Raw genomic sequence first — 23,127 nt, forward strand, 5'->3', positions numbered from 1 at the left:
CACGGGGAAAAAGTCGCTCTGGGAAAGCCGCAGGTGGGCTTGACACGCTCGTGACAGTCGGGCCGTCCCGCCCGGCGCCGCATCGTGGGCACGGCCGTTTCGTGAAAGTCGGCCGGGAGCGCGATGCCCGTCCTCGACCTGCCCGGGAGGCCGGACGTGCTGACCCTTCGCGACCTGACGGACGGCGGGAACCCGCTGTTGACGTACCTCTACCCGGTGCCGGGGCGGGCCGAGGAGCACGGCCGGTACACCGTGGAGCAGGCGGAGGTGTGCGGGGCCGACGGCTCCTCCCCTCGTGACCTGCGGCCCGGGGCGCTCGCCGTTCTTCCGCCCGACGCGTGCCGTGCCGGTGCCCGGGTGGGCGACGTGGCGCGGATCCTCACCCGGCAGCGGGCCGGAGCGGTGGTGCTGGCCGGGCCGGGGCACGAGCCGCCGGACCCGGGCACGGTGTCGGCGCTCGGCGAGGCCACGTCCGCGGCCGGGCTGCCGCTGCTCGTCCCGGTACGCCCGGCGCCGGCCTGGCAGGTCGTCGCGGCGGTACGGGCGGCCCGTCACCACGCGGCCGCCGCCCACGCCCTGCGGCTGGCCGCCCTGATGCGCTGCGTGGACGGCCTGTACCGCGCGGGAGACGGGCCGGACGGCCTGCTGGCGCACCTCGGGGAGTCCACGGACGCCGGTGTCTACCTCGCCGAGCCGTCGAGCACGGGCTGGCGGCTGCTGGCCGGCGACGGGTGCGAGGAGGCGCTGCTGGAGGCCCGTGCGCACGGCACCGGCCCGTCCGGTGCCGCCGTGCGTACGGCGGGCGGGGATCACGTGCTGCTCGCCGCGGTCGGCGACCGGGGGCCGTTCGCGGTGCTGGCGGGCGTCCGGGGCCGTGAGGCCGGGCCCTGGCCGGACCACCTGCTCGAGGTGCTGGTGCTCGCGACCACGCAGACGGCGCTGCTGGCGCGGCGGGCCGCGCGGCCGCCGGCGGCCGCACCCGCGCCCGGCTCCCTCTTCATCCCCCGTCAGCCGACCAGCGCTCCGACGGGCTGAGAAGCAGCCGCCCGCCCGCACCGACCGTCACACGCCCACCTGTGAGGAAGGCCGTCCCATGCCCTTGCTCCCCCGAAGCGTCCGGCGTCCGCCCGACGCCGAGGCGCTCACCGTCTACCGCCCGCTCCGCTCGCCGCGGCCCGCGGCGCCGCGTGGCCAGCTCGCCCGCGGCCGGGACGGCCGGTGGTGGTACCGCACCGACACCGACACCGACACCGACGCGGGCAGGGGCTCGGACGCGGGCCCCGATGCCCGGCCCCGCACGGGCGAGCGGGAGGAGGGGCTGCCGGCGCTGCTGCGCCCGGACCTGGACCACGCGCTGCGGCGCCGGGTCGAGCTGCTGGCCCGGATGGAGCGCGCCGACCACGCCGACGGCGGACTCGTGCCGCTGGTGGAGGCGTTCTGCATGGTCGGGAGCCGGGAGATCGTGGACCTGGAGACCGGTCTGCACGCGGCCCACCAGGCGTGGCGGGCGTCCCGCCGCCCGGGCGCGGCTCCGGGGGCGTGGATTCCGGCGCCGCGTGCGCTCGCACGCGTCGCGGAGAGCCTCCGGCCGGGGGGCGGTTCCGCGCCGGAGGCGTGACCGGAGCCGTCGCGGGGGGCGGCTCCGGTCACGCCGAGGCGCGGTGGACCAGCTCGGTGCGCAGGATGACGTGGCGCCACGCGGTGCCGGGCGTCGCGATCTCCTCCAGGAGGACGCGGATCATGGTGCGGCCCATCTCCTCGATGGGCTGGCGGACGGTGGTCAGCGGGGGGTCGGAGTGGCGGGCGAGTGCGGAGTCCTCGAACCCGACGACGGCCACGTCCTCCGGCACCCTGCGGCCGGCGGCCCGCAGGGCTCCGAGCGCGCCGAGCGCCATCGGGTCGGAGGCGGCGAACACGGCGTCCAGTCCGGGTGCGTCGCGCAGCAGCCGTTCGGTGGCGGCCCGTCCGCCGGCTTCGGTGAAGTCGGCCGCGGCCACCAGCGCGGGGTCGTACGGCCGTCCTGCGGCGTCGAGCGCCTGCCGGTAGCCGGCCAGGCGGCACTGGGCGACGTACATGTCGGCGGGTCCGGCGACGCTGGCGACGGTGGTCCGCCCGGAGTCGAGGAGGTGCCGGACCGCGGCCCTCGCGCCGCCGACGTTGTCGCTGTCGACGTAGGAGCAGGGCTCCTCGGCGGAGCGGCGTCCGCTCATCACGGTGGGCACGCCGAGTGCGGCGAGGGTGTCGGGCAGCGGGTCGTCGACGTGCATGGAGGCGAGCAGGACGCCGTCGATCCGTCCGGCGCGGGCGTACTGCACGAAGCGTCGGCGTTCTTTGTCCGAGCGGACGAAGGTCAGCAGCAACTGCATCTCGCTGTCGGCGAGTTCGTCCCCCACGCCGTGGATGAGGTCGGAGAAGTACGGTTCGGCGAACAGGCGTTTCTGGTGCTCGGGGATCACCAGGGCGATGGCGTCGGTGCGGTTGCCGGCCAGGGCGCGGGCGGCGCGGTTGGGGACGTAGCCGAGTTCGGCGATCGCCTGCTCGACGACGAGGCGCGTCGACTCCCGGACCCGGGGCGATTTGTTGACCACGCGGGAGACGGTCCCGCGCCCGACTCCGGCGCGGGCCGCGACCTCCTCCAGGGTGGGCCGCCCTGCCGGCCTCCGCTGCACCATGACGGCCTCCTGCCGACTTCTTCCGGGTCCGCGAGCACCCTTCGTGAGAGCGCTCCCAGCACTCCTGGCCGTCGAGAACCCCTGCTGAGCGCCGGGCCCGTCGTACAGGAGGAAGAATACGCCCGGGGATCGTGGGAGCGCTCCCGCCATGCCGCGGGCCGTTCCGGAAACGGCCGGGGCCGCCCCGCCGCGCCGTTGCGGACAGGCGCGGCGGGGCCCCTCCCCCACGCCGGGGGCGGGGAGCGAGTGGGACGTTCAGCCGTTCTTGCGGCCGACTCCCCCGTAGCAGGCGACCTCGGGCGGCTCGCCCCACGGCATGGCCTCCGGGCGCCAGCGGGAGCAGGTCACCACGCCGGGCTCCAGCATCTCCAGGCCCTCGAAATAACCGGCGAGCTGCTCCGGGGTGCGGGGCGCGTACGGCGCGGCCGGCTTGGACGCGTTGTGGCGACGGATGGCCTCGACGTACGCGGGGTCGGTGCTGGTGCCGTCGTTCAGCCCGAGGTAGCTGCCCGGCGGGAGGGCTTCCATCAGCCGGGAGACGACCGACCGGGCCTGGTCGTAGTCCGGGACCAGGCCGAGGATGCCCATCAGCATCAGGCCGACCGGCCGGGAGAAGTCGAGGGTCTCCGCAGCCTGTTCCAGGATGCTCTCCGGGTCGCGCGCATCGGCCTCGATGTATGCCGTCACGCCCTCCGGACGGCTGGTCAGCAGGGCTTCGGCGTGCACCAGGACGAGGGGGTCGTTGTCGACGTAGACGATCCGCGACTCGGGGGCCACCCGCTGGGCGATCTCGTGGGTGTTGTCGACCGTGGGGAGACCGGTGCCGATGTCCAGGAACTGCCGTATGCCTTCCTCCCCCGCCAAGTGGCGGACGGTGCGTCCGATGAACGCGCGCGAGTGCCGGGTCACGTCGACCATGCCGGGGAAGAGTTCGCAGATCTTGTCCCCGGCCGCCCGGTCGACGGGGTAGTTGTCCTTGCCCCCCAGGAGGTAGTTCCAGATGCGCGCGGAGTGCGGCACGGAGGCGTCGAAGGCGGGGGAAGGATCGTCGGTCATCGGGCTGCTCCTCGGTGGTGACGGTCTGTTGCCAGCAGTCTCGCCGACCGGGGCGCTTCGCGGGAACGCCCGGTCGTATTCGTCGCCCCGGCCCTCCGGCGGGAACTGCCCGGACCCGGTGCGGTACCGCCCGACGGCGGCCCGTTCCGCCCCCGGGGGCGGAACGCGCTCAGCGCTCTCCGGGCGGGGGCGCGCGGAGCGGAGCGCCGGCCATCGGGCACTCGTACGGGCAGGGTTCGGCCGCCGCACGCTTCACGGTGCGCGGCGCGGCCTCCCGCTCCCGTTCCGCCTCGTCTGCCGGGGGTGCGCCCGGCGGCACGGGTTCCGGGGGCTCCGGGGGCGCAGCGGGCTCCGCGAGGACGTCGCCCCGGATGGTGAAGAGGGCGAGGAGGCCACCGGCGGCGGCGACAGCCGCGGTGATCAGCATGGCCGTGTGGAAGCCGTCGGTCAGGGCGCCGGGGTCGGTGAAGTCGCGACCCGCGATCCCGGCGAGCGGCGGGAGCGCGGCGACGGCGGCGAGCTGGGCGACGCGGGAGACGGCGTTGTTGATGCCGGAGGCCACTCCGGAGTGTTCCGCGGGGGCGGCGGCGAGGACGGTGGCGGTGACGGGGGCGACGGTGGCGGACAGGCCCAGGCCGAAGACGACGACGGCCGGGAGCACGGCGGTCGCGTAGCCGCTGCCCGCCTCGATGCGCAGCATCAGCAGCATGCCGCAGGCCAGCAGCAGCGGCCCGACGGTGAGCGGCAGGCGCGGGCCGATGCGCTGCGCCAGCCCGCCGGCGCGGGAGGAGAGCAGCAGCATCAGCAGGGTCACCGGCAGCGAGGCGATCCCCGCCTCGAGCGGCGAGTAGCCGAGCGAGGTCTGCAGGAAGACCACGAGCAGGAAGAAGACGCCACCGAGCGCCGCGTACACGACGACGGTGACCGCGTTTGCGGCGAGGAACTGCCGCGAGGAGAAGACCGCGAAGGGCAGCATCGGCGTCCGCGCCCGCCGTTCGGTGACCACGAAGGCGGCCGAGGCGACGAGGCCGACGAGGAGGGCCGCGCCGATCACCCAGGCGGAGAGGTGGCCACGCGGACCTTCGATCAGGGCGTAGGTGAGGCAGCCCAGGGCGAGCGTGGCCAGCAGCCCGCCGCGCAGGTCCAGGCGGCCGGTGACGGTGGGGTCGCGGCTCTCCGGCACGTGCCGTGCGGCGGCGGCCAGCACGAGGAGGCCGATGGGCACGTTGATCAGGAAGATCCAGCGCCAGGACAGCGCGTCGATCAGGTAGCCGCCGACGAGCGGCCCGAGCGCGGAGGCGACGCCGGAGAGCGCCGACCAGGCCCCGATGGCGCGGGACCGGTCCTCCGGCCGGTAGGCGGCCTGGATGATGGCCAGGCTGCCGGGCGTCAGCAGTGCCGCGCCGACGCCCTGGAGCGCACGGGCGATGATCAGCGTCAGCGGGTCGGGGGCGAGGGCGCACAGCACGGAGGGCAGCGTGAAGCAGACCACGCCCGCGGAGAAGACGCGTCGGCGTCCGTAGCGGTCGGCGAGCGAGCCGCCGAGCAGGATCAGTGCGGCGAGGGTGAGCAGGTAGCCGTCCAGCACCCACTGGAGTTCGGACACGTCGGCGTCGAGGTCGTCCCCGATCGCGGGGAGCGCGACGTTGACGACCGTCGCGTCCAGGAAGCCCATCGCGGAGCCCAGCACGGTGGCGGCCAGCACCCACCGGCCCGCGGCGGAGCCGTGGGCGACGGTGCCGGGAGCGGAGGAGTCGGGAGCGGAGGAGGCGGTCACGCGCCTACGGGTGGCCGGTCGCCCGGAGGCGAAACGGGCGCGGTGGGCGGCGGGACGGACGCACGATTGCGGCGGGGGCCGGCCGGCCCCGCTTCGGGTCGCGTGGGGGTGCCGCCGCGGACGACACCGACCCACGCTGTCCCACAGGGCCGCTTTCTGACCGAGCGGGCTCCCTGTCGTGTAACCGTCCCTCGGCCTCGTATTCCCGCGGCGGGCCTCGATTCGCCTGTTCCGGGCACCGACCGGGCCTGTGCCCGTGGTCCGCGCGAGGTAGGTTGGGCAGCGTGACGGGGGTCCGTGGAAGGCCGGGGAGGGTGCGGGAGGTCCGATGGCCGAGGATGCCGAGGTCGCCGAGGTCACAGAGCCGTCGGGTGAACCGACGGGTGAGCCGACGGGCGAACTGACGGGGGTCTACCGCTACGACGTCGTCGCCGACTCGTGGTGGTGGTCGGACGAGGTCTTCATCCTGCACGGCCTCACCCCCGGCCAGGTGACCCCGACCACCAAGCTGCTGCGGGAGCACCAGCACCGGGACGACCGCGAGCACGCCCGCGCGCTGCTGGAGGGGTGCCTCGCGGACGGCGAACCGTACAGCTGCTACCACCGGATCGTCGCCGCGGACGGCCGGGTGCGCCGGGTGGTCGTCGTCGGCGACGGCCAGTCGGACGCCGACGGCCGCCTGATCGGCCTGCGCGGTTTCTTCGTCGACGTCACCGATGCCGTCAACCGCCAGGTGCGCGAGATCGCGGACGAGGCGATCGCCGCGGCCCGCGACAGCCAGGAGGACGTCGACCTGGCGCGGGGCATCGTGATGGGCGTGTACGGCGTGGACGCCGAGGCGGCGCTGGCCATCCTGCGGCGGCACTCGCAGCACACCAACACCCGGCTGCGGGACATCGCCGCCTCGCTCGTGGCGGCGGCTCCGGCTCCGCCGGGCAGTCTGCGTACGGAGCTGCGCCGCCGCCTGGAGCGGGCCTTCTACGCCTGAGCGGCCGGAAAGGTTCGTGCGGGCCGTTCTCCGGGCGGCGCGCCCGCGTTGTCCGGCGACACAGGGTGGGGCGCCCGGCCGACCACCAGGGACACCCGCACCGACTCGATGACGTGGCGCACGTCCGGCAGCGCGGCGCGGATGCGCGCGGCGAGTGCCGGGCGGTCGGGCGGCGCGGGCAGGTCCTCCGCGGGGATGGCCGAGAAGACGGTGCCGACGAGCTGGTCCACGCCGAGCCGGTCCTCGTACTCCACGGCCAGCTCCCGCACGCCGGTGAACCCGGCGTCGCGCAGTCCCCGGGCGTAGTCCAGGCGGTCCTGGTCTCCGGTGCCGCAGGTGGCGCGCAGCGGCTGGCGGAAGTACGCCTCCAGGCAGTCGCGGAGGGATCTCGACCAGTCGGTGTCCTGGAGCCACAGCGGGGTGCCGTTGGCCAGCACCGCGACGCCTCCGCCGGGGCGGATCAGCGGGGAGAGGGCGCGGAACAGCTCCTCGTGGCGCATCCAGTGCACGGCCTGGCCGATCACGGCCGCCCCCAGGGCTCGGGGGCCGAGGGCCGCGCCCAGCGCCGGGACGTCGGTGTCGGCGCCGAGCAGCCAGGAGACGTTGTGCACGCCCTGCTCGGCGGCCGTGGCGCGCGCGAGGCGCAGCATGTCGGGCTCGGGGTCGAGGCCCAGGATGGCGCGGACGCGAGCGGCGAGGGGCACGGCGAGCTGTCCGGTGCCGCACCCGAGGTCCAGCACGAGGTCGTCGCGGGTCAGCGCGAACGTCTCCTGGAGGGCGTCCAGCGCCTGCTCCGGGTAGCCGCGCCGGTATTTCGCGTAGTACTCGGCGACGTCGCCGCTGAAGCCCACCGTCATGATCCCAGGCTGCCGCAGGGCGCGGGAGCCGTCCACAGGACGCGCGTTCGCCCTGAGCCGAGTGGCCCTCAGCGCGCGTTCACGCTTCGTGCGCGGACCCCTCGCTCCCGTCCGGCCCGGGCTACAGGTCGTCGGTCGGCGCCTCGCTCGTCGGCGCAGCGGCCAGTACGGCGTCCAGTTCCGCGTCCAGCGCCTGGGCGACGGACTCGGTGCCGGGGGCGACCAGCCGGTGCGTGAGGTGCAGCCAGGAGCGCACCTCTTCGGCGGGCGCGGTCAGCAACGCGTCACCGTCGAGCGAGGCGAGCGCCACGTACAGCACCGCGCGGCCGGCGACGGTCGTCGGCCACAGCCGCACGTCGCCGCGCCCGCAGGGTCTGCGCAGCCCCTCGGCCAGCAGGTCGCGCGCGAAACTCCACTCGACCGGCGCCTCGGTGCCGACGTGGAAGGTGAAGTGCACCGCGAGCGGATCGTCCTCCCGGTAACTCAGCCGCGCCGGCACCGGGATGCCGCGCCTGGGCGACATCGCCAGCCAGAACTCCAGCTCACGTTCGACCGCGACATACATGTTCTTCCCGCCTTCCCCGTCGGTGCGGCGGCCCGCCGCACCCCGATCCCGCTCTCGCCGGGTCGCCTTCCGGCTCCGCGCCGCTCCCGGAGCCGTTCTCCTCGGCTCGCGGAGTGTCCGTCGCCGGGAGCGCGTAAACCGACACCACGGGAAACCGCCGTCACTCCCGTACCACCGCATGCGTGGCCGAGCCCCTTCTCGTCGTCCCGACGTCCTTACGTCCGTCCACCATGGGACGGATCACCTCGCGCGGGTTCTTCCTTACAGAAAGTCAACGAGCCCGTGCTGAGTGTGTGTAGGCTCTGCTCCCCGCCCACTCGCTTAATCCGCTTAACCGCACCGAACGGAGCGAAACTTGGGCACCAGGACGCCGAACGACCGCCTCCGGCGGGCGATTCACGAGGCGGGCTGCACCTACGCCGAGATCGCCAGGGACGTCAGGTCGGTGGCCGCCGAGAGCGGCGGCCGGCCGCGCACCAACTCCTCCGCGGTCGCGCACTGGGTGGCCGGCACCCGGCCTTCCGCGACGACCGCCCGCGCGCTGACGGAGGCGCTCGCCCGCCGGCTGGGCCGGGCCCTGGTGCCGGAGCAACTCGGCCTGCACACACCGGGGTACGGGACGTCGAGCGGTGGCGCGGACGCGGGCGGCGGCGGGGCGGCGGCCGGGCCCGGATCCCCCGGCGACGGTTCCTTCGCCACGGACGGCGGAGCACTCGGTGAGGATCCGGTGGCCGCGCTGACGCGGCTCACCCGCGACGACCTGGCGGGCCGTACGGAGACGGTGCGGGCCGCCTACGCGGTCGCCCTCGCGGCGGTGCCGGCGCACCGGGCGGAGGAGGTCGCGGCCCGCGCCGGAGTCGTGGGTACGGCTGGTGGCGGCGCCCGCGCCGGGGCGGGGGACGTCGCCGCGGCACGCGCCATGCTGGAGCTGTTCACCCTGGCCGACGAACGCCACGGAGGCCGGCACGGCGTGTCCGCGGTCGTGCAGTACCTGCACTCGGACGTGGCCGCGTTCTGCCGCGCACGGTTCCGCTCCGAGACGCAGCGGCGGCAGATGCTCACCACCGCCGGGTGCCTGGCGTACCTGGCGGGCTGGAAGGCGTACGACGGGAACCGGCCCGGGCTGGCACAGCGCTACTACCTGCGCGCCCTGGCGTTCGCCCGTGCGGCGGGCGAACCGGCGCACGAGGCGTTCGTGCTGCGCGTCATGGCGCACCACGGGATGGAGTGCGGTCGTCCCGAGCACACGGTGCAGCTGATGGACGCGGCGCTGGAACGCCTGGGCACGCGGGCCGACCCGGCGTCGGCGTCGCTCTACGCCGCCACCCGGGCGCGGGCGTTCGCCGTGCAGGGGCGGCGCCGGGAGGCGTTCGCGGAGTCCTCCCGCGCCCTGCGGCTCGGGGAGGGCGCCGACGAACGCGCCCTGCCGTACTGGGCCGCGCTCTGGGGGGCGTCGGCGGCCTGCGTGCGCAACCACCTGGGGAAGGCGGCCGCCGCGCTGGGCGAACCCGCCCTCGCGGAGGCCCACTTCGCGCGCGCGGAGTGGAGCTCCGGCGGCGGCGGGGCGCAGCGCCGCATCGCCGCGCTCAGCCTCGCGCACACCGGTGCCATGCAGTGCCGTCAGGGCAAGGTCGAGCGCGCCTGCACCACATGGGGGCATGCACTGGATCTGACGGAGGGCGTGCGGTCGGCGCGGCTCGTCGGCGCGGTGGCGCGGATGCGGACCGAACTCGCCCCGCTGCGGCTGCGGGGCGCGCGCGCCGCCCTCGACTTCGACGCCCGCGCCCGCGACTGGCTCGCCGACGTCACCACCGACGGAAGAGGCGCACCGGGATGACGGACCACCACCCGGAGGCTGCCGAGCCGCCGCAGGCGTCCGCAGCCGTCGATCCGGCGGTGCCGCCCGCAGGGCTGCGGGGCGAGCCCCCCGGAGCGGGAGGCGGGCCCGAGCGGCGGGAGGGCGCGGCCGACCGGTGTCGCCCGACGGGGTCGAGGGTCCCCTCCGCCGCGCCGGTGCGCACGGCGCAGCCCCACGGCCCGGACGGGGACGGCACGAACCAGGCACCCGGCACCGCGGGGGCGTCGCGGCTCGCCACGTCGGCCGGACCGGCGGCGGGGCGCCCGCGGATGGGGCGGATCGCCGCCGCGTGCTTCGCCGGAACCGCCATCGAGTACTACGACTTCAGCGTCTACGGCGTCGCCGCCGCGCTCGTGTTCGGTCCGCTGTTCTTCCCGACCTTCTCCCCCACGGCCGGGCTGCTGGCCGCCTTCGGCGCGTTCGCCGCCGGGTTCCTGGCCCGCCCGCTGGGTTCGGTGCTGTTCGGTCACGTCGGGGACCGGTTCGGGCGTCGCAGGGTGCTGCTCGGTTCGCTGCTGACGACCGGCCTGGCGACGGTCGGTGTGGGGCTGCTGCCCGGCTACGACACCCTCGGCGTCGCCGCGCCCGCCCTGCTGGTGCTGCTGCGCTTCGTGCAGGGTCTGGGCGTCGGCGGCGAGTGGACCGGGGCCGTCCTGCTCGCGTCGGAGCACGCTCCGCCGCACCGGCGCGGGCTGTGGGCGGGTTTCCCGCAGGTCGGGCCGGCGGTCGGCTACCTGCTGGCGAACGGGCTGATGCTGGCGATGTCCGCGGGGCTGAGTGAGGAGGCGTTCCTCGCCTGGGGCTGGCGGGTGCCGTTCTGGGCGGCGGGCGTGCTGATGGTCGCCGGGTACGCGCTGCGCCACGGGCTGGGCGAGACGCCGGAGTTCCGGCGGGTGGCGGCCGAGGGGCGTGCGGCGGCTCCGTTCGCGGAGGTGGTGCGCGGGCACGGCCGCCGGGTGCTGCTGGTGGCGGGTGCGACCGCCGGGGCGTACGCCCTGTACTACGGCGTCGTCGCGTGGTCGCTCGCGCACGCCACCGGCCCGCTGGGGCTGGACCCGACGACGATGCTCGCCTGCCTGATGGCCGCGGTCGCGGTGATGGGCCTCGCGACGCCGGTGGCGGCGGCGCTGGGCGACCGCTTCGGCCGCCGCCGGATGAGCCTGGCCGGGTACGCGGCGATGGTGGTGTGCATCGTGCCGTACCTGCTGCTGCTCCGCACCGGTGAGCCGGTGTGGATCGCGGTGGGCGCGGCGGTGACGCTGCTGGCGCTGGTGGTGATGCTGGGCGTGCAGGGCGCGTATCTGCCCGAGCTGTTCGCCGCCCGGGTGCGCTGCACGGGCACGGCCGTGTCGTACAACCTGGGCGCCGTCCTCGGCGGGGCGGTCGCCCCGCTCGCCGCCACGCGGATCGCCGCCTCGGCGGGGGCCGGGACGGCGGAGTGGGCGGTGGGCGGTTACCTGGCCGCGGTGTGCGCGGCCAGTCTGCTGTGCGTGCTGCGGCTCCCGGACACCCGGCAGCCGCGTCGGGACGAGGAGGGTGTCGCCGCCCTGAAGTGACCGGTCAGGCCGGGGCCTTGACCTTCTCGCCCGCCGTGCCGACGGCGAGGCCGAGAACGATCAGCAGCACGTCGACGTACACGTGGTAGCCGTCCAGGAAGCCGATGCGGTGGGTCAGCGCCCACAGGGAGAACCAGCCGTCCGTCCAGGTGTGCAGGAGGCCGCCGACGCCCTGGCTGAGGAGGACGAAGCACACGAATCCGAGGAAGCCCTTCATGGCGTCGAGGCTGCCGGGCGGCGTGGGCGGGCGGTATCGGCCGTCGGCATCGGGCGGGTACGACGGAAGTACCGGGATGTCGGCGGCCGTGTCGTCCTTCGGTTCATGCTCGCGCGGGGCGGCGATCAACAGAGCGCGGCGAGGCGCGGCGGCCCGTACATTCGGCGGTGATGCGCCCCACGACGCGGGACCGGTCGGCCGACGTCGGTCTCTTCCTCGCCGCGGCGGGCTTCTCGGTGCTGACCGCCGATTCGGTGGTGGTCGACCCGGGCCTGTCGCCCGCGCTGCTGGCCGCCGACCAGGCGACCGGCGCGCTGGCGTGCGGTGCGCTGTTCCTGCGGCGGCGGTGGCCGGTGCAGCTCGCGGTGGCGCTGCTGGTGGCGGGCACCGTCTCGCACTTCGTCACCGGCGCGACGCTGGCGGCGCTCTACACGGTGGCCGTGCTGCGCCCGCCGCGCACCACCGCGTGGCTCGCCGCCCTGGCGTACGCGCCGGTGCCGGTCTTCCTGGCCCGCGCCCCGGACCCGGGCGCCGAGGAGACGGACAGCGCACTGACCTACTTCGCGCTGGTGGCCGCCGCGCTGAGCTGGGGCCTGTACGTGCGTTCCCGGCGCCAGCTGATCGCCTCGCTGCGGGAGCGCGCGGAACGGGCCGCCGAGGAGGCGCGGCGGGAGGCCCGCGAGGGCATCGCCCGCGAGATGCACGACGTCCTCGCCCACCGGCTGTCGCTGCTGAGCGTGCACGCGGGCGCGTTGGAGTTCCATCCGGACGCGCCGCGGGAGGAGATCCGGCGCGCGGCGGGCGTCGTACGGGACAGCGCGCACCAGGCCCTGGAGGACCTGCGCGAGGTCGTCGGCGTGCTGCGGGAGCCGGGCGGGGCGCTGCGGCCGCAGCCGGTTCTCGCGGACGTGACGCGGCTGGTGGAGGAGGCGCGGGAGGCGGGGGCGGACGTGGTCACCGAGTGGCGGGTCGCCGATCCCGGGGCGGTGCCGGCCGCGGCGGGGCGTACGGCCTACCGGGTGGTGCAGGAGTGCCTGACCAACGCCCGGAAGCACGCGGCCGGCCGGCGCGTCACGGTACGGGTGGCGGGCGGGCCGGGCGACGGTCTGGCGGTGGAGGTGCGCAACCGCGTGCCGGGCGCCGGGGAGGCGGCGATCCCGGGCGGCGGCAACGGGCTGGTGGGGCTCGCCGAACGCGTGCGGCTCACCGGCGGCACACTGGTGCACGGCCGGGTGGGCGGCGACTTCCGCGTGGAGGCCCGGATACCGTGGGCGGTGTGAGAGCTTCGCCCCCTTACCGCGTCCTGCTGGTCGACGACGACGCCCTCGTACGGTCCGGGCTGCGGCTGATGCTCGGCGGCGCGCCGGACATCGAGGTGGTCGACGAGGCGGCGGACGGCGACGTGGTGGAGGCCCTGGTCGACGCGCACGCCCCGGACGTGGTGCTGATGGACGTCCGCATGCCCAGGGTGGACGGCCTGGCGGCGACGGAGGCGCTCCGGCAGCGTCCGGACCCGCCGGAGGTGATCGCGCTGACCACCTTCCACACGGACGCGTACGTGCTGCGGGCGTTGCGCGCGGGCGCCGCGGGGTTCGTGCTGAAGGACACCCCGCCGCAGGAGATCGTGGACGCGGTGCGGAAGGTGGCGGCGGGCGAGCCGGTGCTGTCTCCGGCGGTGATCCGCCGGCTGATCGCGCGCGTCGCGGAGGAGGGCGGCGACGGCGACGACCCGCGCGCGGTCCGTGCGGCGCGGGCCCGCGCGCAGCTCGCCTCGCTGGGCGACCGGGAGCGCGAGGTCGCCCGGGCGGTGGGCGAGGGCCGGTCCAACGCGGAGATCGCGGCGCGCCTGTACATGAGCGTGCCGACGGTGAAGACGCACGTCTCGCGCATCCTCACCAAGCTGGCGCTGGACAACCGGGTGCAGATCGCGCTGCTCGTGCACGACGCGGAGTAGTGCGCACGGGCGTCCGGCGGGCCGCCTCGCCCTCGCACGGGACGGCGGGCGGTGCGGGCTGCCGACCGGCCGGTGGCAGCCCGCACGCGCGACGCCCGGGGGTCAGGTCCGGTAGGTCACGGTCAGGGTCGCCCGGTCGGCCGCGCCGAGGAAGACGTACGCCGTACCGGCCGGGGCCTGGGCGAACCGCAGCCGCACCTGCGTCGTCCCGGCGGGGTCGATCGCGGCGAGCCCCGCGGCGTCGAAGGCGCCGGATACCGCCGTTCCGGAGGCGGGACGCGGTACCCGTGCGGCGGCGGGCGCGTCGGCGGGTGCCGACCAGTCGTCGGCCGCCACCGTGCAGCCGCCGCCCAGGCAGCCTCCGTGCACGTCCGCCACCAGCGTGTTCCCCGCCGGGTCGGCCCACGGGTCGCCGCTGCCGGAGGTGCGGGCGACGGTCAGGTGCGCCCCGGTGACGGTCGCGCCGTCGGGCAGGGCGGAGGTGTCGAAGGACAGCACGGTCCGGCTGTGGCGCCCGTCCACGCCGCGGCCGACGGCGAGTCCGAGGCTGCCTTCCAGGGTCCCGACCGTGGCGGAGGAGCCGTCCGCGGCGGCCTTGACGTAGCCGTCGCGCGCGTCGTCGCTGCCGAGCACCGCCGTGCCGTCGCCGGGTTCCGGGTCGGGGTCGGGGCCCGGGTCGCCCCCACCGATGCCCCAGAACTGCGCGATGTGGTGGGCGGCGCAGATGCCGACGTCCAGCACGTACGGTGCGGCCCGGCCGCACTGCCCGGCGCCGCTGCCCGGGTCGACGGGCTGCCCGTGCCCCATGCCGGTGATCTCGTACTCCTCGACGACGGGTTCGCCCCCGGCGTCCCGGTAGACGCGGTGCGGGTATCCGGCGACGGTGTCGGAGGCGTCGGCGGTGGCGTCGGTGCCGTGCACGTGCGTCCACTGCTCGACGAGTTCCCGCTGGTTGACGGGGGCGACGGTGGTGTCGGAGGTGCCGTGCCAGACGGACAGCGTGGGCCACGGGCCGGTGTGCGAGGAGGCGCCGCGCACCGCGTCGCCCCACTGGGCGGCGCTGCGGTCGGAGCCGGGGTTCATGCAGCCGAACGCGTCCACCACGCTGCTCGCGCAGCGGTAGGGGATGCCGGCGACGACCGCGCCTCCGTCGAACCGGTCGGGGTAGGCGGCCATCATGACGGCGGTCATCGCGCCCCCGGCGGACAGGCCGGTGACGTACGAACGGCCGGGGTCGACGCCCGTGTCCGCGCGCATGCGGTCCATCATCTGCACCACGGACAGCGCCTCGCCGCTCCCACGCGAGGTGTCGGTGTTCTGGAACCAGTTGAAGCACATGTTGCCGTTGTTGAGGCTGCGCTGTTCGGGGAGCAGTACGGCGAAGCCGTGGCGGTCGGCGAGTTCGGCCCAGCCGGTCTCGTCGTCGTACTCGGCGGCGCTCTGGGTGCAGCCGTGCAGGGCCACGACCAGCGGGCGGTCCTGCGGAAGTCCGTCGGGGACGTAGCGGAACATGCGGAGGTTGCCGGGGTTGGAGCCGAAGCCGGTGACCTCCTCCAGCCCGGCGGCGCGGGCGGGTGCGGGTGCGGCGAGGGAGACGGCGACGGTCGCGACCGCGGCCAGGGCGGCGACCAGGGCCGCCGCCCACAGGCGGTGCGGGCGGTCGTGTCGGGCGCGGCGGCGGTGGGCGGGAGGCGGAGGTGTGGTGTGGTCGGGACGCATCGCGGCTCCAGCGGGTGGGGGCGTGCGGACGTGTGGGTGTGCGGGTGTGCGGGTGTGCAAGGTTGCGGGTGTGAGGCGGGTCTCACTGTTGCGCTGGACCGTACGGCCGCCGCTGCCGTCCGGCCACGGCCGCCGTCCACACTTTCCACCCCACCGGATGGCGGTCGCGTACATGTCACATAGGCGCCGTCAGGGCGTCGGGGTGCCCCGCGAACGGCGGGCGCTTGACCCTCACACCGTGTGAGGCTGTGCCGTAGGAGGTGCCATGTTCAGCATCGGAGACTTCGCCCGGCACGGCCGCGTGTCCGTCCGCATGTTGCGTCACTACGACGCCGTCGGACTCCTGCGGCCCGCCCACGTCGACCCGTCCAGCGGCTACCGCTCCTACGAGGCGGTGCAGCTCGCCCGCCTCAACCGCGTCATCGCGCTCAAGGAACTCGGCTTCACCCTCGACCAGGTCCAGAAGATCCTGGACGAGAAGGTGACCACCGAGGAACTGCGCGGCATGCTGCGGCTGCGCCGAGCGGAGCTGGCCGCGGCGCGGCGAACGGCGGACGCGCAGCTCGCGCAGGTCGAGGCGAGGCTCCGGACCATCGAGAGCGAGGGCACCATGTCCACCCACGACGTCGTCGTGAAATCCGTACCCGCCGTCCGCGTCGCCGAACTGTCCGCCGTCGCGGGCGGCTTCGAGCCGGAGCACATCGGGCCGGTCGTCGGCCCGCTCTTCGAGAACCTGTGCCGCAGGCTCGATGAGGCGGGCGTACGACCCACCGGTCCCGGCCTCGCCTACTACGAGGACGCCCCCGAGGGCGCGGACGGCTCGATCCTCGTCCACGCCGCCATGCCGGTCGCCTCCGACGCGGCGGTCGGCGACCACGGCGTCGACGTCGTCGACCTGCCGGCCGTCGAGTCCGCCGCCACGATCGTGCACCGCGGTCCCATGGACGGCGTGCTCGGCACCCTCCAGACGCTGGCGCACTGGATCGACGACAACGGCTACACGTCCGGCGGCTACAACCGCGAGCTCTACCTGGAGTGCCCGGCCGACCGGGCCGACTGGGTGACGGAGCTCCAGGAACCGGTCACCCGCGCCTGACGGGCGCGGCCGTCCCGGGGTGGGCCCGCCCTCCGGGACGGCCAGGCCCGCCCCGGGTCCCCGCTCCCCGCGTCTACACCTCGCCCATGTCGGCGGACAGCCACCGTTCCGGCCGCATCCGGATCACCACCTGCTCGCCGTGCTCCCGGGAGGCCATCTCCACGTACGGCTCCAGGACCTCGGCGGGCAGGTACCGCGCCGACATCTCCCGCAGGTGGGCGACCGTCCCCGGCTCCGTCGCCGTCACCGGGCCCTCGACCGACACGTACCGCACCGACGGATCCACGCGCTCGGCCATCAGCGAGAACCGTCCGGCCTTCGCGATCGCCGCGTGCTTGCGCGAATCCCGCCCGGTCAGCACCCACAGCTCGCCACCCGGCTCGTACTGGTACCAGATGGGCACCGTCAGCGGCGCGCGGCCGGCTTCGCCCGACTCCACGGCCAGCGCCCCGATGTGCGGCTCCGCCAGGAACCGCTCCCGCTCCTCACGACTCAGCGCCATCCCGCAGCACCTCTCCTCAGCAGTCGTCCACGTCACATCACGTCCTGTCCCATTGGACAGCACACCACTGACAACCGGGCTAGGCTCACCGCTCATGCCGACCTCGCACGCGCACCTGCTCGACCGGGCCGCCGACCACATCGAGACGGGATACGTCTTCCCCGAGCGCGCGACGGAGATCGCCTCCGCGCTGCGGTCACGCGTCGCCGACGGCGTGTACGACGAGCTGTCCGGCCGGGAACTGTGCGAGAAGGTCACGGCCGACCTCCAGGAGTTCTGCCAGGACCGGCACCTCCGCCTGCTGTGGTCCGACGAGCCGCAGTCCACGGAGCCGGCGGACGCCGACGGGGGCCGGGCCGCCATGCTGGAGACGCTGCGCCGCGAGAACCACGGGGTGCGCCGGGTGGAGCGACTCGACGGGAACACCGGGTACATCGACCTGCGCAGGGTCACCGAGGCGGGTGCGGGCGGGTTCGCCATCGGTGCCGCGATGCAGCTCGTCGCCGGGACCGACGCGCTGGTCCTCGACCTGCGCGCGTGCAGCGGCGGCGCCCCCAGCGGCGCGGCCCTGTGGTGCAGCCACTTCTTCCCCGACGACGCAACGCACCTCAACGACATCTACGACCGCGGCAGCGACTCCACCCGGCAGTTCTGGACGAGCGCGCACCTGCCCGCGCCGCGCTACCTCGACCGTCCCGTGTACGTGCTGACCAGCGCCGACACTTTCTCCGGCGGCGAGGACATCGCGTACACGCTCCAGGCCCACGAGCGCGCCGTCGTGGTGGGCGAACGGACTCGGGGCGGCGCCCACCCCACGGCCTGGCACGCCCTCACCACTCACGTCACGGTGACCGTCCCCACGGCCCGCACCGTCAGTCCGGTCACCGGCACCAACTGGGAGGGGACCGGCGTCACTCCCGACACACCCGCCCCCGCCACCGAAGCCCTCGACACCGCGCTCGCCACGATCCGGGACCGCGCCGACGCGCCCGCGCCGGGTCAGTAGTCAGTAGAGGGGGAACTGGGCGGTGTCTATCGTCCACTGCCCGATCTGCACGGTCTCGCCGAAGGTGAACGGTTCCCGGTGCAGATAGGTGGGGCCTTCGTCCCCGGGACCGATCTCGGAGAGTACGACGCCCGTCCCGAGGCGCGGATCGATGATCACATAGAACGGTACGCCGATGCGCGGGTAGTCGCGCATCTTGCCGCTGTAGTCGTTCTCCGGGTTCGACTTGGAGACGACCTCCAGCACGACATTGACGTCCTTCGGATCGACGTAGTCGCCTGCCTCGTCGAGGGCGGCTTCCGGGAGCACCAGAAGGTCGGGCCGACGCATCACACCGGCCTGGGGGTCCTCGATCTCGGCACCCGAGTGCGCGGCCAGCCCGGGAGACTGAGTGTCGAGTTGACGGTTGAGCTGCCTGGCAGTGCGCAGGACGATCAACTCGTGCCGTTTGGCAGGACTCATCATGATGTGGATCTCTCCCCCTGAGACCTCGACGGCCCACGCCTCGGGCACCTTGGAGACCTCTTCCGCGATCTCTCGCATGCGCTCGTACACAACGGCCACGGCGATCCCTCTCTCGGCGGGGTCTCGTCCCGCATCAGCCTACGCTTTCGACCGGCCTCTGCGGCGCGCGCCGCAGAGGTGCTAGACGCCCAGGTGCTGTTCGAAGGTGAGCGTGCCCACCGCGCGGTCCGCCGGGGTGAGCAGCGCCCCTGCAGCCACGGCCCGTGCGGCGCGGCCCGGTAGCGCGGGCTCGACGAGGCGGCGCTCCCAGCCACCGGCGCGCATCACCGTTTCGGCCAGCTCGCGCAGCGGCCGCACCTGCGGTCCGCCCATGTCCGGCACCCGCCCCGCCGGCTTCGCCTGTGCCAGCTCGGCCAGCCGCACGGCGACCTCGCTCGCCGCGACCGGCTGGAAGCGGAAGCCGCGCGGCGCCAGCACCGCCGGAAGGCGTCGCTGCGCCGTCACGAGCGTGGCGATCAGGTCGTGGAACTGCGTGGCACGCAGCAGGGTCCAGGGCAGCCCGGAGGACACCACGAGTCCTTCCGAGGCGAGCTTCGACCGGTAGTAGGGGAACGGCACGTCGTCGATGCCGACGATGGAGACCAGCACCACGTGCGGGGCCTCCCCCTCCGCCGCGGCGGCGCGCACGGCCCGCATCAGCCGCCGGGTCAGCTCGACGTCGCGCGCCCCGGTCGCGCAGTGCACGATCGTGCCGACGCCCCGGACCGCCGCGTCGACGCCCGCGTCCCCGCCGAGGTCGGCCTGCGCCCACTCGTACGGCCGGTCGTCCCCGGCCGGGCGCGGCCGCCGGCTCATCACCCGTACGGGTGATGAGCCGGCGAGCAGGCGCGTCACGAGGGGCCTGCCCAGCCGGCCGGTTCCGCCGGTCACCAGGATCGGTCCGTCCACACCCGTCTCCTCCCGCCCCGCATCGCGGGCCCGGCGCGTCAGTTGCTGGGGAAGACCTCGCCGCCGCCCGGGTCGCTGTCCTGCTCGCTCTGCTCACGCAGCCTGCGTGCCTTGTCCTGCAGCCGCTCGCGTTCGTGCGGGTCGGCGGCGCGTTCGGCCGCCTCGCTCAGCTGCTGCGCCTTCTCCTGCATCTGCCGCACCCGGCCGCGCAGCTCGTCCTCGGCACTCATGACCGCTCCTCACGCCGTCCGTTCCCTCCAGCCAACCACCACCCCGCCCCCTCGGCACCTCGTGCGCTCACGCCGCGTAGGGCGCCACGATCCCCGGACCGCCGCGCAGGTCGTGTGCGGTGGGTGGTGGGGACGGCATCGGTCAGGTGCCGCGCTGGAGCTGGACCTGGCGTTCGGTCTCGGTGAAGCCGAGCCGCCGGTAGAGGTCGACGGCGTGGTAGTCGGGGTCGGCGACGATGACGAGGGTGTTGGCGCGGAGTTCGGTGAGCGCCCAGTGGCCGGCGTGCTGGACGACTGCGGTGGCGAGGCCGTGGCGGCGGTGGTCCGGGTGCGTCTCGACGTTCTGGTAGCGGGCGAGTCCGGAGCCGTCGGTGAAGATGCCAGCGCCGGCGGCCATCCGGCCGTCGACGAAGGCGCCGAACCAGGCGCCGTAGCCGTCCTCGCAGAGGCGGCGGAGGTCCGCCTGCCGGTTCTCGGTGAACGCGCGGTGGGCCGGGTCGGACGGGTCCCCGTCGTCGCACGACGCGTGGACGCGGGCGGCCTGCGCCCAGTCGTCGTCCCCGTGCAGCGGGCGGATGTCGACGCCGGGCGGGGTGCGGTCCGGCGCGGGCATCTCCTCGGCGGTGAGCACCGCGTTGACCTCGACGGTCACGCCGAGCCGCGCCAGTTCCGCCGCGTCGCCGGCCTCGCCGTCGACTCCGTCGACGCCCAGCGAGAAGTGGGTGGCCTCCGGGAAGTACTCCCCGAACTCGTGCGTCCAGTGGTCCGCGTCGCCGTCGCGGAGCGGGGAGGCGACCAGTACGTAGTTGCCCCACCAGAACCCGGGGTTCGTCGGGGTGCGCACCACCTGGTGCGTGGAGCGGTCCACGACGACGGACCCGCTCATCTCCAGCATCATCAGGTCCGTGCGGAACCCCAGCGATATGACATTCACCCGCCCGACCCTACGTGTCCCCCCACCCGCGGTCAGCTGCTTTCCCGGTTGCCCCCTTTGCCCCGCCCGCCGGGACCGAGGCCGGTGCGCATGGCGTTCAGGCGTCGTCGGGCAGCAGGCGGAACGCACGGTGCCGCGTCAGCGGCCGGATCGCCCGGAAGTCGCGCCGGTCGAGCGTGAGCACGCAGTCCGTCTCGTAGGAGGCGGCGACCACCGCGTTCACGGCGTCCACCAGGTCCAGGTCGAGGTCGGCGTACCGGGCGCGGAGGCTCAGCGCGTCGGCGAGCATGTCCGGACCGACCTCGGCGAGCACGGCACGGGTCTGCCGGAACCGTTGCACGAGCATCCGTACCGCCGTGTCGGCGGCCGAGCGACCGGCCCGGCTGCCGGTGACCTGGTGGATCTCCGTGACGGTGAGCGGAGGGTCTCACGCCGGGCGCTCAGCGGAGGCGGAGGTGGGCGGTGACGGTCTTGCCGCCGGTGGAGCGCGGGGTGATCGTGACGTCCCGGGCCAGGCCGCAGGCGAGGGCCCAACCGTAGCCGCCCGTTCCCGTGGGGCCGACGGACAGGTCGCCCGCCTCCGGAGGCATCCGGTCGCTGGCGTCGCTGACGGTGAGGGTGAGCCGGTCGTCCGCGCACCGGGCGTCGAAGCCGGTGATCCCGCCGCCGTGCCGGAGGGCGTTGCCGGCCAGTTCGGAGGTGACCAGCAGCGCGTCGGCGATCACGACGTCGTCGCACAGCGCCTCCGCGTACCGGGGGCCGAAGTAGTCCTTGAGCACCTCCAGGACGCGTTCACGGGCATGCGCCGCGCTGGCGGGCAGCGGGACCGCCGGGCTCCCGGACGCCTGCCGGACCGGGTCGTCGCTTCTCAGGTCTTCCATGTCCGTGCCTCCTCCTCACATGCCGTGTGCGCGCCGTCAGACCGCTCGCCCTCGTGGCGGGCGGGGACGTCGGGGGTGTCGGAGCGGGGAGGGGACGGAGCATCCATGAGGGTGAAGAACGCGTCGGTGCCGGTGATGGTGAACAGCCGGTACAGGGATGCGCTGAACGGTCCGGCCAGCACCATCTGCCGCCCCGCCGCGCGGTGTTCGCGCTGCGCGGCGAGCAGGGTGTGCAGGGCGGACGAGTCCGCGAAGTCGACGCGGGAGAGGTCCAGCACGGTGCTGCGCACCGCCGGATCGGCGGCCGAGGTGAGCGCCACCTCCAGGTCGGGGCAGGTGTCGGCGTCTATGGCGCCCACGACGCGGATCGTGAGCACGTCGCCGGTCACGTCCCGGTCGACGGCGAGGTGCGCCTCGTCGGAGGCGCGCTCCTGGCCGGACGCGGTGGTGTGCTCGGCGGGGGTGGCGTGCCCGGCCGTGCCGGGGGCCTCGTGACGGGTTCTGTAGTGCGGCGGTGACATGGTGGGCGTTCGCTCTTTCTCGTGCTCGTGACGGAGACCTGGACCCCGGCGCGCCAGGGGGGAACGGGGAGCCGGAGCCCAGGAGCGGTGACCGGCGGTCAGGCCGGGAGGACGGAGTCGTCCCGGGTACGCGCGCCGGGCAGCTGGTGGCGGGCGGCTATCAGTGCGGCGTCGACGTCGCGGGTGCCGGTGGCCACGCACAGGGTGTACGCGATGTCGTCCAGCCGCTGACGGGCTTCGGCCCCGCCGTCCTCGGCGTGCAGGGCCTGCAGGGCCTCGTACTGGGCGACGAGGTCGATCAGGACGGCGGGGTGGGCCAGGAGCATGACGGATTCCTCCGGTCTGCGGGCGGTCTGCGGACGGTGTACGGGCGGTGTACGGGTGGGGGCGGGCTTGCGCCGACGGGGCGTGCGTCGGGCGGGGCGGACGGGGCGGGCCTCAGGCGGCGACACCGACCGGCCACCGGGCGGCGTCATCGTGGACCTGTTCCCGCACCTGCGTGCAGGCGTGCTTGATCAGCCGGGACACGTGCATCTGGGAGAGGCCGAGTTCCTCGCCGATCCGGGCCTGCGTCATGTCGTGGAAGAAGCGGAGGTGCAGGATGCGGCGTTCCCGTTCGGGCAGGTCCGCGAGATGCGGCTTGACGGTCTCGCGGTCGAGGACGGCGTCGTAGCTGCCCTCCGTCCGCCCGAGGGTGTCCGCCAGCGAGAAGTCGTCCTGCCCGCCCTGGAGCTGGGCGTCCAGGGACAGGGCGCGGAAGCTCTCGATGGCCTCCATGCCGGTCAGCACCTCTTCCTCGGTGAGACCTGCCTGTGCGGCGATCCGGGCGATGGTCGGCGACCGGTCGTCGGCGGTCACGGCCAGTTCGCGGATGGCGACCCGCACCTTGTTGCGCAGTTCCTGCACGCGTCGTGGCACGTGCACGTGCCAGCTGTGGTCACGGAAGTGCCGCTTGACCTCACCGACGATGGAGGGCACCGCGTACGACGGGAACGGCCCCTGCGCGGGGTCGTAGCGGTCGACGGCCTTCACCAGGCCGAGTGCGGCGACCTGTTCGAGGTCCTCCAGTTGCTCGCCGCGGGCGCGGAACCGGCGGGCCAGCCGGTGGGCCATCGGCAGCCAGGCTTCGACCAGGCCCTCGATGAGCAGGTCCCGTTCCGGCCCTTCGGGCAGACCGGCCAGCCGACGGAAGTCGGCGTCGGTGTCGGGGTTGTCCTCGTGCCTGCGGGTGTGCTTCGTGGTGTCCCGTACGGCGCTCATGAGCGCTCCTGCTCCTCCCGGTCCGTGTGCTCTGACGGTCGCGGGAGGCCTGCACAACACCTCGG

General features: G+C 74.7%; 26 protein-coding genes. 9 read left to right on the forward strand and 17 right to left on the reverse strand.

Features of this window, described 5'->3' with window-relative positions; translation table 11 throughout:
• Positions 1 to 123: 123 nt before the first annotated feature.
• The gene (locus tag K304_RS0124880) at positions 124 to 1,035 is read left to right on the forward strand and encodes a hypothetical protein (RefSeq protein WP_027765923.1); all 912 of its coding nucleotides are present in this window, start codon (positions 124 to 126) and stop codon (positions 1,033 to 1,035) included.
• Between the two features lie 58 nt (positions 1,036 to 1,093).
• Positions 1,094 to 1,618 carry a hypothetical protein gene (locus tag K304_RS0124885; protein WP_027765924.1) on the forward strand — a complete coding sequence of 175 codons (525 nt, stop codon included), beginning with the start codon at positions 1,094 to 1,096 and terminating at the stop codon, positions 1,616 to 1,618.
• Positions 1,619 to 1,646: 28 nt separating this feature from the next.
• Here the strand turns inward: K304_RS0124885 and K304_RS0124890 are convergent, their stop codons facing one another.
• The 3 genes from K304_RS0124890 to K304_RS31165 form a co-directional block, all read right to left on the reverse strand.
• Positions 1,647 to 2,672 (reverse strand): LacI family DNA-binding transcriptional regulator, encoded by a 1,026-nt coding sequence (locus K304_RS0124890; RefSeq protein ID WP_027765925.1) that lies wholly within the window; start codon positions 2,670 to 2,672, stop codon positions 1,647 to 1,649.
• A 255-nt stretch (positions 2,673 to 2,927) separates the two neighbouring features.
• The gene (locus K304_RS0124895; protein WP_027765926.1) at positions 2,928 to 3,728 is read right to left on the reverse strand and encodes an SAM-dependent methyltransferase; all 801 of its coding nucleotides are present in this window, start codon (positions 3,726 to 3,728) and stop codon (positions 2,928 to 2,930) included.
• Positions 3,729 to 3,897: 169 nt separating this feature from the next.
• Positions 3,898 to 5,505, reverse strand: coding sequence for a DHA2 family efflux MFS transporter permease subunit (locus K304_RS31165; protein WP_486591802.1), 1,608 nt, complete (start codon positions 5,503 to 5,505; stop codon positions 3,898 to 3,900).
• A 328-nt stretch (positions 5,506 to 5,833) separates the two neighbouring features.
• Between K304_RS31165 and K304_RS31170 the strand changes: the two genes are divergently transcribed.
• Positions 5,834 to 6,493: a PAS and ANTAR domain-containing protein gene (locus K304_RS31170; RefSeq protein WP_051308825.1), complete on the forward strand. Its 660-nt coding sequence runs from the start codon at positions 5,834 to 5,836 to the stop codon at positions 6,491 to 6,493.
• Here K304_RS31170 and K304_RS31175 read toward each other — a convergent pair.
• Positions 6,484 to 7,350 carry a class I SAM-dependent methyltransferase gene (locus tag K304_RS31175; protein ID WP_078529701.1) on the reverse strand — a complete coding sequence of 289 codons (867 nt, stop codon included), beginning with the start codon at positions 7,348 to 7,350 and terminating at the stop codon, positions 6,484 to 6,486. The genes K304_RS31170 and K304_RS31175 overlap by 10 nt on opposite strands.
• A gap of 121 nt (positions 7,351 to 7,471) precedes the next feature.
• On the reverse strand, positions 7,472 to 7,915 hold the full coding sequence (locus K304_RS31180; RefSeq protein WP_037791974.1) for an SsgA family sporulation/cell division regulator: 444 nt from the start codon (positions 7,913 to 7,915) through the stop codon (positions 7,472 to 7,474).
• A 355-nt stretch (positions 7,916 to 8,270) separates the two neighbouring features.
• Between K304_RS31180 and K304_RS0124920 the strand changes: the two genes are divergently transcribed.
• Positions 8,271 to 9,752 carry an NsdA family TPR-like regulatory protein gene (locus K304_RS0124920; RefSeq protein ID WP_027765927.1) on the forward strand — a complete coding sequence of 494 codons (1,482 nt, stop codon included), beginning with the start codon at positions 8,271 to 8,273 and terminating at the stop codon, positions 9,750 to 9,752.
• A 290-nt stretch (positions 9,753 to 10,042) separates the two neighbouring features.
• Positions 10,043 to 11,329 (forward strand): MFS transporter, encoded by a 1,287-nt coding sequence (locus K304_RS0124925; protein WP_027765928.1) that lies wholly within the window; start codon positions 10,043 to 10,045, stop codon positions 11,327 to 11,329.
• Positions 11,330 to 11,333: 4 nt separating this feature from the next.
• Here K304_RS0124925 and K304_RS0124930 read toward each other — a convergent pair whose 3' ends face one another.
• Positions 11,334 to 11,546: a hypothetical protein gene (locus K304_RS0124930; RefSeq protein ID WP_027765929.1), complete on the reverse strand. Its 213-nt coding sequence runs from the start codon at positions 11,544 to 11,546 to the stop codon at positions 11,334 to 11,336.
• A gap of 170 nt (positions 11,547 to 11,716) precedes the next feature.
• Here K304_RS0124930 and K304_RS34260 point away from each other — a divergent pair, with 170 nt between their 5' ends.
• Complete coding sequence (locus K304_RS34260; RefSeq protein WP_027765930.1) at positions 11,717 to 12,826, forward strand: histidine kinase; 1,110 nt, start codon at positions 11,717 to 11,719, stop codon at positions 12,824 to 12,826.
• A complete protein-coding gene (locus tag K304_RS34265; RefSeq protein WP_027765931.1) occupies positions 12,814 to 13,500 on the forward strand; it encodes a response regulator transcription factor in 687 nt (228 codons plus the stop codon). Before K304_RS34260 ends, K304_RS34265 begins: the two co-directional genes overlap by 13 nt.
• 102 nt (positions 13,501 to 13,602) lie before the next feature.
• Here K304_RS34265 and K304_RS31185 read toward each other — a convergent pair whose 3' ends face one another.
• Positions 13,603 to 15,219, reverse strand: coding sequence for an extracellular catalytic domain type 1 short-chain-length polyhydroxyalkanoate depolymerase (locus K304_RS31185; RefSeq protein ID WP_078529703.1), 1,617 nt, complete (start codon positions 15,217 to 15,219; stop codon positions 13,603 to 13,605).
• Positions 15,220 to 15,484: 265 nt separating this feature from the next.
• Here K304_RS31185 and K304_RS0124950 point away from each other — a divergent pair, with 265 nt between their 5' ends.
• Positions 15,485 to 16,315, forward strand: a complete 831-nt coding sequence (locus K304_RS0124950; RefSeq protein ID WP_027765932.1) for a MerR family transcriptional regulator — start codon at positions 15,485 to 15,487, stop codon at positions 16,313 to 16,315.
• 73 nt (positions 16,316 to 16,388) lie between these two features.
• Here the strand turns inward: K304_RS0124950 and K304_RS0124955 are convergent, their stop codons facing one another.
• Positions 16,389 to 16,817, reverse strand: coding sequence for a pyridoxamine 5'-phosphate oxidase family protein (locus K304_RS0124955; protein WP_027765933.1), 429 nt, complete (start codon positions 16,815 to 16,817; stop codon positions 16,389 to 16,391).
• A gap of 94 nt (positions 16,818 to 16,911) precedes the next feature.
• Here K304_RS0124955 and K304_RS31190 point away from each other — a divergent pair, with 94 nt between their 5' ends.
• Complete coding sequence (locus tag K304_RS31190) at positions 16,912 to 17,823, forward strand: S41 family peptidase (protein ID WP_037791977.1); 912 nt, start codon at positions 16,912 to 16,914, stop codon at positions 17,821 to 17,823.
• Here the strand turns inward: K304_RS31190 and K304_RS0124965 are convergent, their stop codons facing one another.
• The 9 genes from K304_RS0124965 to K304_RS0125005 form a co-directional block, all read right to left on the reverse strand.
• A complete protein-coding gene (locus K304_RS0124965) occupies positions 17,824 to 18,387 on the reverse strand; it encodes a Uma2 family endonuclease (protein ID WP_027765934.1) in 564 nt (187 codons plus the stop codon). It lies immediately after the preceding gene.
• An 81-nt stretch (positions 18,388 to 18,468) separates the two neighbouring features.
• Complete coding sequence (locus tag K304_RS0124970; protein WP_027765935.1) at positions 18,469 to 19,236, reverse strand: SDR family oxidoreductase; 768 nt, start codon at positions 19,234 to 19,236, stop codon at positions 18,469 to 18,471.
• A gap of 38 nt (positions 19,237 to 19,274) precedes the next feature.
• Positions 19,275 to 19,466, reverse strand: a complete 192-nt coding sequence (locus K304_RS0124975) for a DUF6381 family protein (protein WP_027765936.1) — start codon at positions 19,464 to 19,466, stop codon at positions 19,275 to 19,277.
• Positions 19,467 to 19,608: 142 nt separating this feature from the next.
• Entirely contained in the window at positions 19,609 to 20,400 is a 792-nt protein-coding gene (locus K304_RS0124980) for a GNAT family N-acetyltransferase (protein ID WP_027765937.1), read from the reverse strand.
• A gap of 97 nt (positions 20,401 to 20,497) precedes the next feature.
• Positions 20,498 to 20,746 carry a hypothetical protein gene (locus K304_RS31195; RefSeq protein ID WP_199779680.1) on the reverse strand — a complete coding sequence of 83 codons (249 nt, stop codon included), beginning with the start codon at positions 20,744 to 20,746 and terminating at the stop codon, positions 20,498 to 20,500.
• Between the two features lie 94 nt (positions 20,747 to 20,840).
• Entirely contained in the window at positions 20,841 to 21,281 is a 441-nt protein-coding gene (locus K304_RS0124990; protein ID WP_051308827.1) for an ATP-binding protein, read from the reverse strand.
• Positions 21,269 to 21,802, reverse strand: coding sequence for an STAS domain-containing protein (locus K304_RS32650; protein ID WP_106965665.1), 534 nt, complete (start codon positions 21,800 to 21,802; stop codon positions 21,269 to 21,271). The genes K304_RS0124990 and K304_RS32650 overlap by 13 nt, the downstream gene beginning before the upstream one ends.
• 98 nt (positions 21,803 to 21,900) lie before the next feature.
• The gene (locus K304_RS0125000) at positions 21,901 to 22,128 is read right to left on the reverse strand and encodes a DUF5133 domain-containing protein (RefSeq protein WP_027765939.1); all 228 of its coding nucleotides are present in this window, start codon (positions 22,126 to 22,128) and stop codon (positions 21,901 to 21,903) included.
• A 112-nt stretch (positions 22,129 to 22,240) separates the two neighbouring features.
• Entirely contained in the window at positions 22,241 to 23,062 is an 822-nt protein-coding gene (locus K304_RS0125005) for a SigB/SigF/SigG family RNA polymerase sigma factor (RefSeq protein ID WP_027765940.1), read from the reverse strand.
• Positions 23,063 to 23,127 lie beyond the last annotated feature (65 nt).

The sequence above is a fragment of the Streptomyces sp. CNS606 genome (assembly GCF_000426325.1).